This is a genomic window from Paenibacillus lignilyticus (genome assembly GCF_017942085.1).
GTDB lineage: Bacteria > Bacillota > Bacilli > Paenibacillales > Paenibacillaceae > Paenibacillus_Z > Paenibacillus_Z lignilyticus.
In genome coordinates, this window is record NZ_JAGKSP010000004.1 from 275,228 (window position 1) to 288,582 (window position 13,355).

Here is a 13,355-nt window from a genome sequence, read left to right on the forward strand (position 1 = left end):
GAGGAGAAGCCGTTCTTGGTTTATTTCTTCTGGCCAATCGGCATCATCATGCCGTTGTCCATGCCCATCATGCTTACGCTGCCGTCCGTGTCATCGCCTTCGTACAGGTACACTTCAGTGCCGAAAGCCGGCTCGGCATAAGGAAGATGCGTGCGGCCGCGGGCGAGAATTTGGCGGTAGTTGCCGGAATCGCCTTCGTAGCCGTCATGATCCCACGGTATCCAGGAGCGGGCATTGCAATAGTGACAGACGTAAGAGCGACGGAAGCGGTCCGTTGTCTTATTCGGATAAGACCGGTGGAACAGATGCGAGTGGAAGAACAAAACGTCGCCAGGCTGCATCGGCACCGAGATCGGAGGCGGGTACTTGGCTACCACCTTCGATAACGTATTCACTTCATCGTCGAGGTGGCTTACATTCTGCACGCCGTTCAAATTCGAGAAGGCATCCAGGGCATGCACGTTGCCGCCGCCGATTTCGGCAGGCGGATAGATCGGTTCATGGTTAGAGCCGGGTGCGACCCACAGGCAGCCATTCTCCTCGTCGACTTCTTCGAGCGCGATCCATGCGCCGATGAGCGTGTCGGGATGCGTCTTGATATAACAAGCGTCCTGATGCCAGCCTTGGCCGCCGCGGCCGGGTGGATTCAGGAACATCATGGATTGTACGGCATATACATCCGGCCCGATGAGCGCCTCGGTCACATCCAGAATGCGAGGGTTCAGCATGCCGCGTTCAGCGGATGGCTCGATGCGAGATAGCATGTGCACGCGTGTCGCATCCAGAAATTCTTCGTGTAACGGGTCGCTGCCGCCGGACTCGCGAGCGGGTTTCTTATTCTTCGTTCTCGTCTTCTCGGCGAGCTCGTAGAGTTCGGCGATGTCTTCTTTTGACACCAAGCCTCTTACGATGAGGTAACCGTTGCGATGATAATGCGCATATTCCTCCACACTGACCAAATAACGGTCAACCCGTTCACGGGACTTAGGCGTATAGTAAGTTGCCATCGATTCTATTCCTCCAGTAACGAGATGATATGCTTTTATTGTGCAATATTAAGAGAGCGGTTTCAATGGAAGGAAAACGATTTTCGATGTGTTTATTTGATATCCGGATTAACAACAATGTGCCGGTTGACGAAAGTGCGGTCCGGATCGGCGCCAATTGCCGTATGGCGAAAAATCGGACCTTTGCAGCGCTCGATATATTCGGTAGCGGTAATGCCGCGGATGCGTTTGTACATTTTTGAGAAATGGTGCTCATCGCCGAATCCGGCCAGGTAGGAAATTTGCTTGACCGTACCCGCACCTTTCATCATCAACTCCTCCGCACGATGCAGCCTGCGTTCGAGCAGCATGCGTTTGGGCGACATGCCGACAGCTTCGACGAACATGCGCGTAAAATGCGCATGGGACCAGCCGGACTGATGAGCAATATTTTCGATCGTAATGGGCTCTGTCAGATGTTCCTCCATGTAGGCGATGCTGTTGGCGATTTGCACAGGGTAGCTGCTCATTGCGAATTCCGGCGTTTTATCGGCGAAAGCTGCCAATTCTTCGATTGCCGTCGTTAACAGGGAGGAGAGCCTGCGCCGCCAGTGGTGGGATTGATGATTGGCGACCACTACGATTTGATTCATAATGGCGCCGATCAAGCTGCCGGGTGCGGCCGGAACGACATGAATGGTGCTGAGAAGCGCGCTGAATCGCGGATCCTTCTCTCGCAGGAGGTCGTAGTCGAAGTGGACGAATAGATGCCGGACATTGCGGTCGCGGTCAAACAAATACCGATGTACAGTATCCGGCTGCGTGAACACGAAACAAGGAGCGCTTAGCCGATGCTGGATCCCTTGGATGTCATACAGCGTACCTGATCCTTCGGGAAAATAGACCAGTTCATAGTCGATAATTGTGCGTGGTCCAATATGGTGACCGCCTGCTTGTACGATAATATCTCCAATACTGTTGATGATTGGGGAACCGTTCTGATTAGGCAGCATACGGCGGACTTCCTTTCTGCGGTGGTTTCGATTAGGTGCGTAGTGCGTAGGGGATACGGTGCCCTTTGGGTATATTATTGCTGAGGTGCGGCACTTGGTGCAATAGATTTGCTGCGAAGGGGCTGGGCTCGCAACTGTTTGGTGCTTATAAGCGTCCATAGTAGATAGGTCCGATTATAAGGGATGCGAGGAGTTGTCTGGATGAAGAAGAAATGGATTGCTATATTGTGCGTCGTTTGTTCGCTTGCAACCGGAACGGCTGTATACGCCGCCGGCCAATTGTCGCTGAAAATAAATGGGGTAGCTGTCAAAGATAGTGGGGCGTATTTGCGTGATGATCGCGTATATGTGCCGCTTCGTATTGTGTCGGAACAGTTAGGCGGGGAAGTGGCTTGGAATTCGGCGAAGAAGGAAGTCAGCATCACGGGTGGAGGAAGCGGTGCGGTTGATATATGGAAGGATGATTCCTTTCCCGGCTATATCCAGTACAACAGCGTCATTAATGTAGTGAACCGCTACATGGCCGCGCTTCAAGGTGCTTTCTCCAGCTCGTATGATGCGGATGAAGATTTCAAACTCGTGCTCTCCGCGCAGGCGATTCAGGATGATGTGCGGGTGTGGCATCCGTTCTCGGGGATGGTAGGCTCATCGATGCGGAGCATTTCGAGCTATAAGATAATCGACGGCAGGACAGTTGGCAAGGATGCCGCGAACCGGCCGATCTATGAAGTCGCCGTGCGCTACAATGTCATCAACCCCGGGGATGACAGCACGTACAAGCAAGTAACGAAGGCATACACCGTAATCACGGAAGTGATAAACAACCAGCTGTTTTACAAAATCGATCAGGAACGCCTCCTCAGCACCGTTAAGCTGAATCAGGAGCCGAGTCCGTTTAAATGACGCGGCCAAGTCCGTTTATGTGATAAGTTGGCAGCGAGAGCGAATTGTCCGCTCTCGCTTTTTTGCGTTGCGCATGAAAAGGCGAACATAGGTGAGACTGCCCTAGTCCGGGTGATTGGAAGGTGATGGAAGATAGAAGGTAGCCCGCTTTAGTTTGGCGAGTTCGGTGTCTGAAAGTGAGGTAACGGTAACCGCTCTTTAGTCGAAAATGGGGCATATCGCTGAATGTGCGGTACGGGTTACCGCTCTTTAAGCTGGAATGCTCTGTTTTGTTTAATGTGAGGTAACTGGTTCCTTACCGATGGACCGGAACCGACCTGTGTTGATTATAATGGCGCTCTTCTGCAGATGTGTTGCTTGGAGAGCATCACTTTGGCTGCCTCCCATTCCCGCGACCTGACCTCAATCAACCCATTCAAAAATCTCCAATTTTCTTATTGAAATTCCATACTGGGCGAGCTATAGTGAAAGTATCAGTTCGGTTTACTATAAAGAAGTTGGTTTTATATACGAAACCAACTCATCAACAATGGATGAGGCGATTGGCGTGTCTGAGGAACGCAAGTACTGGGTGCCTGCGCTGGAGAAAGCGGATAAAGTGCTGGCCGTCATCGCACAGGAACCAGCCAAGCATAAGCTGATCGACTTATCGAAGAAGCTTGAAATCAACAAGAGCTCGATGTTCTCCTTGCTGAGCACGATGGAAATTCTCGGCTGGGTGAAGCGGGCGGCAGGCGATACGTATGCGCTTGGTCATACGTTTGCCGAGTTCGGCTCCTCGTATTTGAAGCAGTATGATTTGCATCAATATTTCTTGGACGAGGCGGTTTCGGTTCGAGATCGGCTGCAGGAGACCATTCAGCTCGCGAAGCGGATAGACGACCAGGTGCTGTACATGGGCAAAGTGGAAGCGATTTCGCCGGTCCGGCTGCAATCCGAGCCGGGGATGCGGCTTCCCGCTCATGCAACGGCACTCGGCAAAGCCATGCTCTCGCAACTGAGCGAGCAAGAACGGCTTGCACTGTACCCGCAGCCGGAGCTGCCGAAGCTAACGCCTCTTACGATTGACAATCGCGATGAGCTGTTTGCTCAGCTGGATGTCATTCGCAAGCAAGGTTATGCGCTAGACGACCAAGAGTCGGTCATGGGCTTCCGTTGCGTGGCGGCTCCTATTATGGCAGGCACGAACGCGAACCAAGCTGCAGCGGTAAGCTGCTCCATGCTGCTTCACCAATGGGAGGTTAAATCGAACCAAGCCATCGAAGAAATGACGGGGCTTGCACAGCGATTATCGCTACCCAACCACAACCTATAAGGGAGATGAGAGAATGCGGTTGCACAATAAAGTAATTCTCATTACAGGCTCGGGTTCCGGCATCGGCAAGAGCACTGCGCTATTGTTTGCGCGTGAAGGCGCGAAGCTCGTCATCAACGATCTGTCTGAGCAGAACGGAACGGCTACGGTGAAGGAGATTCAAGAAGCGGGCGGGGAAGCCATCTTTATCCGTGCGGATGTCACCAATCCGGCTGAAGTATCTGCCATGGTGGATCAAATTATCGCTCACTATGGCGTCATCGACGTATTGTTCAACAACGCAGGCATCAGCGGCGTCGGCCTTCTGCATGAGATCGAGCCGGAAGCTTGGGATCGCGTCATTAACGTGAACATTCGCGGCGTCTACCTGCCTTCCAAATATGTGATCCCTCACATGATGGAGCGCCGTGCAGGTTCGATCATCAACATGTCATCGTGTATCGCCGAGATCGGACTGGCTCGCCGTGCTTCATATGCTGCAACTAAAGGTGCAGTCCTAGCGCTTACGAAATCCATGCAAGTAGACTACGCGCCATACAATATTCGTGTTAATGCCCTGCTGCCGGGTACAATCATGACTCCATTCGTAGAAAACTACTTGAAAACCTCTTACGCCGATCCGGAACAGGCGATTGCAGGCTTGAAGAAACGTCAGCTGAGCGAAGAGCTTGGTTTGCCGGAGGATGTTGCCAAAGCAGCGTTGTTCCTGGCATCCGATGAGTCTTCCTTCGTAATGGGCTCCCCGTTCTACGTGGACGGCGGCGTTGTATTCGGCAAGAACGCTTAATTGTAACCAGCTAATCCCAGCTATCGCTCTAATGCTATTCATTCATTTCTACTATGAGATCGGAGGCCCATTCACGTATGAAACTTATTAGCATTTCCAAACAAGGTCGCAATGCACTTGGCGTAGTGACAGAGAACGGTGTCGTAGACGTAGAAGCAGCCCTTCAGGCATCTGCGGGAAGCGCAAGCGCCGAAGTACCATCGACGGTAATGGCTGTCATTGAAGGCGGAGAGGCTGCAACAGCTTCCCTAAGAAACTACATCGAGTCCCTTCAAGTGGCCGGCGGCGAAGCCTACGTTCGTCAAGAAAGCGAAATCGAATGGGGACCTTGCGTCACGCATCCGAACAAAATCATTTGCATCGGGCTCAACTACCGAAAGCATGCAGAAGAAACGAATGCTCCGATTCCGGCATATCCGATTCTGTTCAATAAATTCAACAACACATTGACCGGACATTTGAAAGACATCGCCGTTCCGAAAGTTACGGAGAAGCTGGACTATGAAGCCGAGCTTGTTATCGTTATCGGCAAGAAAACCAAGTATGTGGCAAAAGAAAACGCGCTCTCTCACGTATTCGGCTACTGCGCTGTAAACGATCTGTCCGCGCGCGACCTGCAGCTTCGTACTCAGCAATGGCTGCTTGGCAAATCCTGCGACGATTTCAGCCCGCTCGGTCCTTACCTTGTAACTGCCGATGAAGTTGGCAATCCGAATGATCTGTGGATCAAGTCCACCGTAAACGGTGAAGTACGCCAGAACTCCAATACGTCGGATATGATTTTCGGCTGCGATGAGATTGTCAGCTATGTGTCGCAGCATATGACGCTTGTGCCTGGCGATGTTATTTTGACGGGTACGCCTGAAGGGGTTGTGCTTGGACTTCCGGTTGAGCAGCAAGTGTACTTGAAGCCCGGCGACGAAGTAACGATTGAAATCGAGAAGCTGGGCGCGCTGACGAACCGTTTCGTAGCAGACACCGAATAAAGAGAAAGGAGTGCCTAGGCACTCCTTTTTTTAGGATCGACGTTCGACCGTTGCAACGACCGGATAATGATCCGAAGGATAGCGGCCGTTATACTGGTTTCGGTCAATATGGACGTTAAGGACTTGGGCATTAGGCGTCACAAAAATATAATCAATCGGAACGCCTTCATCTCCCCCGCGATAGTCGTGGAAGGTGAGGCCGATTGGTTCTCCGGCAAGCGATGTGTAGGCATTTACGAGTTCGAGCTCGTTTAAGGCTTCAATCACATCACTGTCAGGTCCGCAATTGAAGTCTCCCGTAAGAACAGCGGGGATATCACCTGCAAGGGCTGATGACTGTTTCATTCGCTCTACGATCAGTTTGACCCCATTCGTACGAGCCTCAGCACTGATATGGTCCAAGTGGGTATTGAACACGACCCATTCCGCGCCGCCTTGTTGACGGAGCTTAGTCCAGCTGCACATGCGGGGATATGCGGAGTCCCAGCTTGAATAGCCCAGCTGCTCCGGAATTTCAGATAGCCCGAAATGCCCGCTTTCTACGGGCTCAAGCGATGCATGCCGATAGAATATCGCGCAATATTCGCCTTCCAGCTGGCCGGTGCGGCTGATGCCAAGCCAGCGATAGTCAGGCAGCAGCGCCTGTAGATCCTGCAGCATGGCAGCAGTGCCTTCCTGCGTGCCAACGACATCCGCATCCGCTTGCTTAATCGCTTCGGCTGCTTCTTGAATTCGGTTGGGCCACGCGTTGTTGCCGTCTGATTCAACATGGACACGCAGATTAAACGTCATGATCTTCATGTTCGTGTTCCTCCAATCAATATCAATTCAAAGCAATAAGGACTCGTGAAGCCAAAATATACCATGGAAGCGTTTCACCTCACAACCACTAATTGATTCTTAAAGGAGCCCAATAACGATGATAAGAATTGATGCCCACCAGCATTATTGGAAATTAGACCGCGGTGACTACGGCTGGCTGACACCGGCAGCGGGACCCATTTTATTTCGCGATTACGGTCCTGCGGATTTGGAGCCGGCGCTTGAGGCTGCCGGGGTTACGCGCACGATTGTCGTCCAAGCGGCGGCGACGCACGAAGAAACAGCCTATATGCTATCGCTCAGTGATGCTGCGGAATCCATTGCCGGCGTCGTAGGTTGGCTGGATTTCCGGGATCCGAACTGGCGCAGCGTCTTGGACGGCTTCCGACGGCACCCGAAATTCGTCGGTATCCGCGTGATGATTCAAGATATGAGCGATCCATTCGAGGCGCTGAATCCGCAATCGCTGGAGGCGCTTCGTTACTTGGCGGAAATCAAGCTTCCGGTCGATCTGCTCATTGTTTCGCATCAATTGCCTGCGACGCTTGCCTTGCTTAAGCAAGTGCCCGGTCTGCATGCCGTAATCGATCATATTGGCAAACCGCAAATCCGTGAGGGAATCGTCGAGCCATGGGCGGCTCAAATGAGCGAGATAGCTGCGCAATATCCGGGCGTATACTGCAAGCTGTCGGGCATGATTACGGAAGCGGCACATGATGACTGGAAGCCGGAGCAATTTACGAGCTATGTCAGACATATTGCGCAGGTGTTCGGTACGGAACGCATCATGTTCGGCAGCGACTGGCCGGTTTGTCTGCTCGCCGGAAGCTATAAGGATGTATGCGATGTGCTTGATGAAGCACTGCCCGCAACGCTTAGCGAGAGCGAGCGGGAGGCATTATACGGCGGCAATGCGGCAGCCTTCTATAAACTGTCTTTATAGTACATGTAAACCTTGGGGGAGCTTAATCCTATAGCTCATAAGCCCGAGGTTTTTTTTATTTTCTCGTGCTGTAGGCGGTTGACAGTAAGCATTCTATTTCGTATAGTCGAAATGGACTATACGGGTTCGAATCGTATTCTTAAGGGAGTCTGTGAAGGATGGCCAAACGAAAAGTAAGTAACATGCTGGCTCTAGCCGTCTTATCGCTGCTTAATGAACGACCGATGCATCCGTATGAAATCGCCGCCACGATGAAGCAGCGCGGAATACCGGATGTGATCAAGCTCAACAACGGGTCGCTTTATTCGGTCGTGGATTCGCTGCTGAAGCAAGCGTGGATCGTGCCGCTGGAAACCCAGCGGGAAGGGAAACATCCGGAGCGGACGATTTATGCGCCGACGGATGCCGGCGTTGCGGAGTTTCACGATTGGATCCGAGAGCTGATTTATGCCCCAGTGAAAGAATATCCTCATTTACCTGTGGCATTATCGTTTATCGGCCATATTTCACCGAAGGAAACGGCTGCTCTGCTGGAGCAGCGAATGAACTTCGTGCAGAAAGATATCGTGCAGCGACGTGCGGGGAACGATTATGCGGTTTCGCAAGGACTTGCACGGATTTTCATTATTGAGCAGGAGTTTATCGTCAACCAGTTGGAGGCAGAGCTCGCTTGGCTGCGATCGTTTATCCAGGAGATTAAGGATGGCGGCTTGACGAGGCTGGAGGATGGGGAGCGGGTGTGGATTAATTCGACACCTTTGGATGACGAAGACTCCGATGCATGACGGATGAACCGTCTGGACAGAACAAAGATGCACATAATGGAGGGGAACTACCAAAATGATGGCAAAACGAAGTAACGTAGGCATCGTTGTCGCAGGTTTGCTGCTCGGCATTCTTATGGCATCCATGGACAACACCATCGTAGCTACGGCGATGGGTACGATCGTTCATGACCTCGGCGGCATGGACAAATTTGTATGGGTCACATCCGCTTATATGGTTGCTGAGATGGCGGGCATGCCGATCTTCGGCAAACTGTCCGATATGTATGGACGCAAACGGTTCTTTATCTTCGGAATATTAACCTTTATGCTCGGTTCCATTCTTTGCGGTACCGCGCATTCCATTATCGAGCTTAGTATTTACCGCGCGATTCAAGGGATCGGCGGCGGAGCGCTCGTTCCAATTGCTTTTACCATTATGTTCGATGCCGTGCCTCTTGAGAGCCGCGGTAAGCTTGGCGGTCTATTCGGCGCCGTGTTCGGTATGTCGAGTATCTTCGGACCGCTTCTCGGTGCGTATATTACAGACTATATCGCATGGGAATGGATTTTCTACATCAACCTGCCGCTTGGACTGATTGCTTTCCTTATGATTGCCATCTTCTATAAAGAATCGGTCGAGCATGCCAAGCAGCGCATCGACTGGGGCGGCGCTTTCACGCTTGTCGGGGGCATCGTGTGCCTTATGTTCGCCCTTGAGCTGGGCGGCAAGAAGTATGCATGGGATTCTTCCATGATTCTTGGTTTGTTCGCCGGCTTCGCCGTATTGCTTATCGCCTTCATCATGATTGAACGTAAAGTGTCGGAGCCGATCATTTCGTTCAACATGTTCCGTAAACGGCTGTATTGGAGCAGTAATGCGATTGCGATGTTCAGCGGCGCGGCGTTCATTACGGCTTCCGTTTACATTCCGATCTTCATTCAAGGCGTGCTCGGCGGAAAAGCAACGAATGCCGGCATGGTTCTGCTGCCGATGATGCTCGGTACGGTCGTTACGGCGACGGGCGGCGGTTTCTTGATGACGAAGATGACCTTCCGTTCCATCATGATTCCCACACTCGGGATCTTGGTTGCGGGCAACGTGCTTCTTACGACGCTTGGCGTCGATTCGACGCGGTTTATCGTAACGTTGTTTATGATTTTGGTCGGTCTTGGTATCGGAGCATCGTTCTCGGTACTTAGCAACGCCGCCATCTACTCCTTCTCCCCAAGGGAACGCGGCGCTGCGAGCGCAACGCTTAACTTCCTTCGCTCGCTCGGGATGACCATCGGCATTACCGTATTCGGTATCGTCCAAAGTCACGTGATGACGAATAAATTGAAAGACTCCTTCGCCGGTGCGGGAGGGGACGCAGCGGCATTGCCGCCGGGTCTGGATCTCAGCGATCCGCGTGCCATTCTGACACCGGAAACGAGAGAACAGATCCCAGCTGACGTACTGGATAAGATCGTCGCCGCGCTTTCATCTTCGATCACTTACACCTTCATGTGGGCGATCATTCCATCCGTGCTTGCGCTGGCATTCGCCTTCTTCATGGGACGCCAGAAACTCGACGCCATGGCGGAAAGCAGCGAATACGGCACATCCTCGCATTAATGAACAAGAGCTGTCACCGAACGCGCAACTCGCGACGTTCGAGACAGCTTTTTTTATTTTGCATATGCGGAGGAATCGAACTGGATTAAGATCGCCTCTTCTTGTTCATATTGAATAACAAAGGGAGGCTTTTACCTATGAACGGCAATCGAATAACGCCCGCGCTGCTGGCTTTCATCCTCATTGCAGCTATTTTCGGACAACGTGCTCAAGCGGAGCCGAGTGCGTCTTCGGATAGCAAGCAAGTCACCTACATCGATGAGAGCGACTACGAAGGTGAGATTTTACAATGCGTGAAGCTCATTAACAGGAATATCAATTATATGAACGAAGAGGATAATGCCGCCAATAAGGCGATCCTGACATCCGGCTATAAAACCAGAATTAGCGAGTTTACGCCCGGATTCCGAGTATCCGAAGCCAAATTGCGCAACGTGGGCAAAAATCAATACGGCGAATATGTGGCTTATGTAGACCTGGACAGTAAATTAGAGAAGAAACCGATGATTACGACGATCATGTACGTCTTGAAGCAAGAGAACAACAAATGGCTGATTGATCAAACCGATTAGCCGACTCGAGTTCTCCGAAATGAATAAAATTCGACTTCACCGACTGACAGTATACTCGCCCTCCTTCTGGTAAATTGGGACTAAAGGAGGAGGGAGAGATATGCCCAGCCAAGCAGGTCCGCGCACGAGGGCCGCAATAAATGGACTTCATCCGCTGCCGAACTCGCCGCCCCAATGGAATTCTACTAAAGTAACGGTACATATCACGGTTGCGCTGGTACTTGCGTTCCTCAGTGCCTGGTATCTGTCTCAAGGCTATAATCTATCGGCTGTCATTCTATGCGAGCTCTATATGATCATCGCCATTGGCAAGGGCAAGCTGAACCATCCGCTAGGCATCCTGATTAATGAACGAAACCTCATGAGTCTGTCCAGGCTGCAGATTACGCTGTGGACGGTGCTCTTCACATCGACTTATTTTACCATCCTTGTAGGAAATCTCGCCCTCCATCCGGAACATCCGCTGCAGCTCAAGTTTGACTCCACTGTGCTCGCCCTCATGGGCATCAGCAGCGTGTCGGCTATATTTAGTCCCATGATTAACGGAGCGAAGAAAAACCGTGCGATTGATGACTCGCTTAAGAATCAGCTCGTGCAAAGTGCCGCGGAAGCCTACAACATGAGTGCGCAGGAAATCGAAACAAGCATGCAGGGGACGCTCTATGCGAACCCATCTTACAAGGACGCGCAGTTCAGCGATATTTTTGAAGGGGAAGAAATGCAGAACCATGCCTACATCGACATAGCCAAGGTGCAGATGTTCCTCTTTACCATGATGGCGTTAATGATTTACTCCGTTACGATCTACTCGACTCTGATGACGCAAGGCCTAGATGCGATTGAAAGTTTCCCTGCATTGCCGGAGGAGCTTATTGGGCTAATCGGAATCAGCAACGGGGGCTATCTGACCAGCAAGATTATTAACTTTACCAAGTCGACGCCAACTTAAGGTTCCATCACGTAGTACAGAGCCGTTTCTCCAATGCCGACAGGCGGGAGAGGCGGCTTTTTTGGTGCGGTCGAAAGTTGAAAGCCGTTTACCCAATCTTTCGATGGTCTAAACCGGTCAATTAGGCCAAATGGCACATCTTAACAAATCCTTCACAATACATTAACCGCTGCTTTACAATACCAGCCTCACCATTAACTGCCGTTTTACAATGGGTACTTATAATCAGAATTGTACATAACGAAAACGACAATAAACCATTCCAGAAGGGTGATACGAGCTAAATGTCTATGAAAAAAACGCTAATGATTTCCGCGCTTGCCGCAGCACTGAGTACTTCGGCAGTGAGTGCAGTCTCCGCCGCATCCGTAACAAACGCAACGACGGTAAATATCACAATCAATGACACGGCATTCCATGTCCGTTCCATCCAAGCAAACAATACCGTGCTTTACGCACTGAGAGATTTGGGAACGGCGGCAGGCGTGCAATTCATGGTCAATGTTAAATCGGGCGTAACGGCATATTTCAACAACCACGCGATCGAGCTTCATGCAGGTTCGAATGCTGCATTGGTTGACGGAGAGGCAATAAGTTTAGAGCAAGCGGTACAAAGCGTAAACGGCAGCTATTATGTAGCGCTCGAAGATTTTGTAAGCGCGTTTGGTGTTGATTCCTCGACTGATGCTTCCGGCTTGATCGCAATTGATGCAGTAGCTAAAGTCCACGCGGATGACATTCGTTGGATAGATGCAGATCGTTTGCTGGCATCCCAATTGACTGAAGAAGGCCGTATCGACTATATCGTTAACGCTCACACAGGTGCATATACGCAATTGCTGGTTTCCACAGCGGCTTCCGACCTGACTGTAGCTCCTAATGGCAAGCTGGCTGTTTACACAGATGGGGATGGCATCGTAAATGTCATCGATCTGACCAGCAAGGTTCCGGCTGCCAAAGCGGTATCGACAGACAACTCCATTAAACCAGAGCTTGTCTGGTCGGCTGACAGCTCCGCGATCTACTTCCTCCAAGGTGATAAAGGCTCCGTCATCGCGAAGTTGAACGTTGCCGATGGCGTAATTACGAAAGTTTTGGACGACAAAGTGGATTATAAATCCGGACTGGCTGTTTCCGCTGACGGCAAGAAGTTCTTCTACACGGTTATCAAGCCGGGCGCCGTAACTGCCGATGCCAACAAACCGGTTGATGATGACGATGTGGCAATCGACAACACGGGTACGGAGCCGCAGCTGTACAGCTTTGATTTCTCGGTGAAAGACAGCAAGCCTGTAAAACTGACGACGACAACAGATGACAAAGTGTTCGTAGGCGGAGCGGCAGACGGCAGCAAAGCGTTCTACGTAAGCGTTGAAGACAACAAGCCATCTTCGCTCGTAGCCGTGGCACTGGACAAAACAGTAACGAAGCTGATCGGCGATAAAGATGTATTGCAAGCTATCGTAGTCGGCGACAAAATTTACGCTCTTGCGGATTCCGCGGACGTAACAAGCGCTTACGAAGTAAACATCGCTACAGGGGCAGTAACGACGCTTGGCAAACTAGAAGGCAACGTAAGCGAAGTTGTAGCCGCACCCGGAACGCCAATCGCATTCGTAATCGACGATGCCGTTTATGTGAAGTCGGACAGCGGCCTGAAGAAAGTAACGAACTAATTCAATCTTAGCGTTCTAAAT

At 51.3% G+C, this 13,355-nt stretch carries 13 protein-coding genes; 10 read left to right on the plus strand and 3 right to left on the minus strand.

Going from position 1 to position 13,355, the window contains the following annotated elements; all coding sequences use genetic code 11:
• Nucleotides 1–20 precede the first annotated feature (20 nt).
• Together I8J30_RS13255 and I8J30_RS13260 are read right to left on the minus strand one after the other, a co-directional pair.
• Entirely contained in the window at nucleotides 21–1,007 is a 987-nt protein-coding gene (locus I8J30_RS13255) for a phytanoyl-CoA dioxygenase family protein (protein ID WP_210655227.1), read from the minus strand.
• Nucleotides 1,008–1,099: 92 nt separating this feature from the next.
• Nucleotides 1,100–1,999 carry an AraC family transcriptional regulator gene (locus I8J30_RS13260; protein ID WP_210655225.1) on the minus strand — a complete coding sequence of 300 codons (900 nt, stop codon included), beginning with the start codon at nucleotides 1,997–1,999 and terminating at the stop codon, nucleotides 1,100–1,102.
• Nucleotides 2,000–2,200: 201 nt separating this feature from the next.
• Between I8J30_RS13260 and I8J30_RS13265 the strand changes: the two genes are divergently transcribed.
• The 4 genes from I8J30_RS13265 (at nucleotide 2,201) to I8J30_RS13280 (ending at nucleotide 5,990) form a co-directional block, all read left to right on the plus strand.
• Nucleotides 2,201–2,902, plus strand: a complete 702-nt coding sequence (locus tag I8J30_RS13265) for a copper amine oxidase N-terminal domain-containing protein (RefSeq protein WP_210655223.1) — start codon at nucleotides 2,201–2,203, stop codon at nucleotides 2,900–2,902.
• A gap of 547 nt (nucleotides 2,903–3,449) precedes the next feature.
• Nucleotides 3,450–4,217, plus strand: coding sequence for an IclR family transcriptional regulator (locus I8J30_RS13270; protein ID WP_338044783.1), 768 nt, complete (start codon nucleotides 3,450–3,452; stop codon nucleotides 4,215–4,217).
• 13 nt (nucleotides 4,218–4,230) lie between these two features.
• Complete coding sequence (locus I8J30_RS13275; protein WP_210655219.1) at nucleotides 4,231–5,004, plus strand: SDR family NAD(P)-dependent oxidoreductase; 774 nt, start codon at nucleotides 4,231–4,233, stop codon at nucleotides 5,002–5,004.
• A gap of 77 nt (nucleotides 5,005–5,081) precedes the next feature.
• Entirely contained in the window at nucleotides 5,082–5,990 is a 909-nt protein-coding gene (locus I8J30_RS13280; protein ID WP_210655217.1) for a fumarylacetoacetate hydrolase family protein, read from the plus strand.
• 30 nt (nucleotides 5,991–6,020) lie between these two features.
• Here I8J30_RS13280 and I8J30_RS13285 read toward each other — a convergent pair whose 3' ends face one another.
• Nucleotides 6,021–6,791, minus strand: coding sequence for an endonuclease/exonuclease/phosphatase family protein (locus I8J30_RS13285; RefSeq protein WP_210655215.1), 771 nt, complete (start codon nucleotides 6,789–6,791; stop codon nucleotides 6,021–6,023).
• Between the two features lie 118 nt (nucleotides 6,792–6,909).
• On the opposite strand from I8J30_RS13285, the gene I8J30_RS13290 reads away from it, so the two are divergent.
• From I8J30_RS13290 to I8J30_RS13315, 6 genes are all read left to right on the plus strand, one after another.
• Nucleotides 6,910–7,755, plus strand: a complete 846-nt coding sequence (locus I8J30_RS13290) for an amidohydrolase family protein (protein WP_240547749.1) — start codon at nucleotides 6,910–6,912, stop codon at nucleotides 7,753–7,755.
• Between the two features lie 158 nt (nucleotides 7,756–7,913).
• Entirely contained in the window at nucleotides 7,914–8,540 is a 627-nt protein-coding gene (locus tag I8J30_RS13295; RefSeq protein WP_210655213.1) for a PadR family transcriptional regulator, read from the plus strand.
• A 55-nt stretch (nucleotides 8,541–8,595) separates the two neighbouring features.
• Nucleotides 8,596–10,137, plus strand: coding sequence for an MDR family MFS transporter (locus I8J30_RS13300; protein WP_210655211.1), 1,542 nt, complete (start codon nucleotides 8,596–8,598; stop codon nucleotides 10,135–10,137).
• A gap of 137 nt (nucleotides 10,138–10,274) precedes the next feature.
• On the plus strand, nucleotides 10,275–10,709 hold the full coding sequence (locus tag I8J30_RS13305; RefSeq protein ID WP_210655209.1) for a hypothetical protein: 435 nt from the start codon (nucleotides 10,275–10,277) through the stop codon (nucleotides 10,707–10,709).
• A 100-nt stretch (nucleotides 10,710–10,809) separates the two neighbouring features.
• Complete coding sequence (locus I8J30_RS13310) at nucleotides 10,810–11,658, plus strand: hypothetical protein (protein ID WP_210655207.1); 849 nt, start codon at nucleotides 10,810–10,812, stop codon at nucleotides 11,656–11,658.
• Between the two features lie 284 nt (nucleotides 11,659–11,942).
• On the plus strand, nucleotides 11,943–13,334 hold the full coding sequence (locus I8J30_RS13315) for a stalk domain-containing protein (RefSeq protein ID WP_210655206.1): 1,392 nt from the start codon (nucleotides 11,943–11,945) through the stop codon (nucleotides 13,332–13,334).
• The last annotated feature ends 21 nt before the right edge of the window (nucleotides 13,335–13,355 follow it).

What these genes read in the sequence shown, in the direction of transcription:
- I8J30_RS13295 (WP_210655213.1), top strand. Translation starts at nt 7,914, where the DNA reads ATGGCCAAACGAAAAGTAAGTAACATGCTGGCTCTAGCCGTCTTATCG.
- I8J30_RS13265 (WP_210655223.1), top strand. Translation starts at nt 2,201, where the DNA reads ATGAAGAAGAAATGGATTGCTATATTGTGCGTCGTTTGTTCGCTTGCA.
- I8J30_RS13310 (WP_210655207.1), top strand. Translation starts at nt 10,810, where the DNA reads ATGCCCAGCCAAGCAGGTCCGCGCACGAGGGCCGCAATAAATGGACTT.
- I8J30_RS13280 (WP_210655217.1), top strand. Translation starts at nt 5,082, where the DNA reads ATGAAACTTATTAGCATTTCCAAACAAGGTCGCAATGCACTTGGCGTA.
- I8J30_RS13300 (WP_210655211.1), top strand. Translation starts at nt 8,596, where the DNA reads ATGATGGCAAAACGAAGTAACGTAGGCATCGTTGTCGCAGGTTTGCTG.
- I8J30_RS13305 (WP_210655209.1), top strand. Translation starts at nt 10,275, where the DNA reads ATGAACGGCAATCGAATAACGCCCGCGCTGCTGGCTTTCATCCTCATT.
- I8J30_RS13315 (WP_210655206.1), top strand. Translation starts at nt 11,943, where the DNA reads ATGTCTATGAAAAAAACGCTAATGATTTCCGCGCTTGCCGCAGCACTG.
- I8J30_RS13290 (WP_240547749.1), top strand. Translation starts at nt 6,910, where the DNA reads ATGATAAGAATTGATGCCCACCAGCATTATTGGAAATTAGACCGCGGT.
- I8J30_RS13260 (WP_210655225.1), bottom strand. Translation starts at nt 1,999, where the DNA reads ATGCTGCCTAATCAGAACGGTTCCCCAATCATCAACAGTATTGGAGAT.
- I8J30_RS13275 (WP_210655219.1), top strand. Translation starts at nt 4,231, where the DNA reads ATGCGGTTGCACAATAAAGTAATTCTCATTACAGGCTCGGGTTCCGGC.
- I8J30_RS13255 (WP_210655227.1), bottom strand. Translation starts at nt 1,007, where the DNA reads ATGGCAACTTACTATACGCCTAAGTCCCGTGAACGGGTTGACCGTTAT.
- I8J30_RS13285 (WP_210655215.1), bottom strand. Translation starts at nt 6,791, where the DNA reads ATGAAGATCATGACGTTTAATCTGCGTGTCCATGTTGAATCAGACGGC.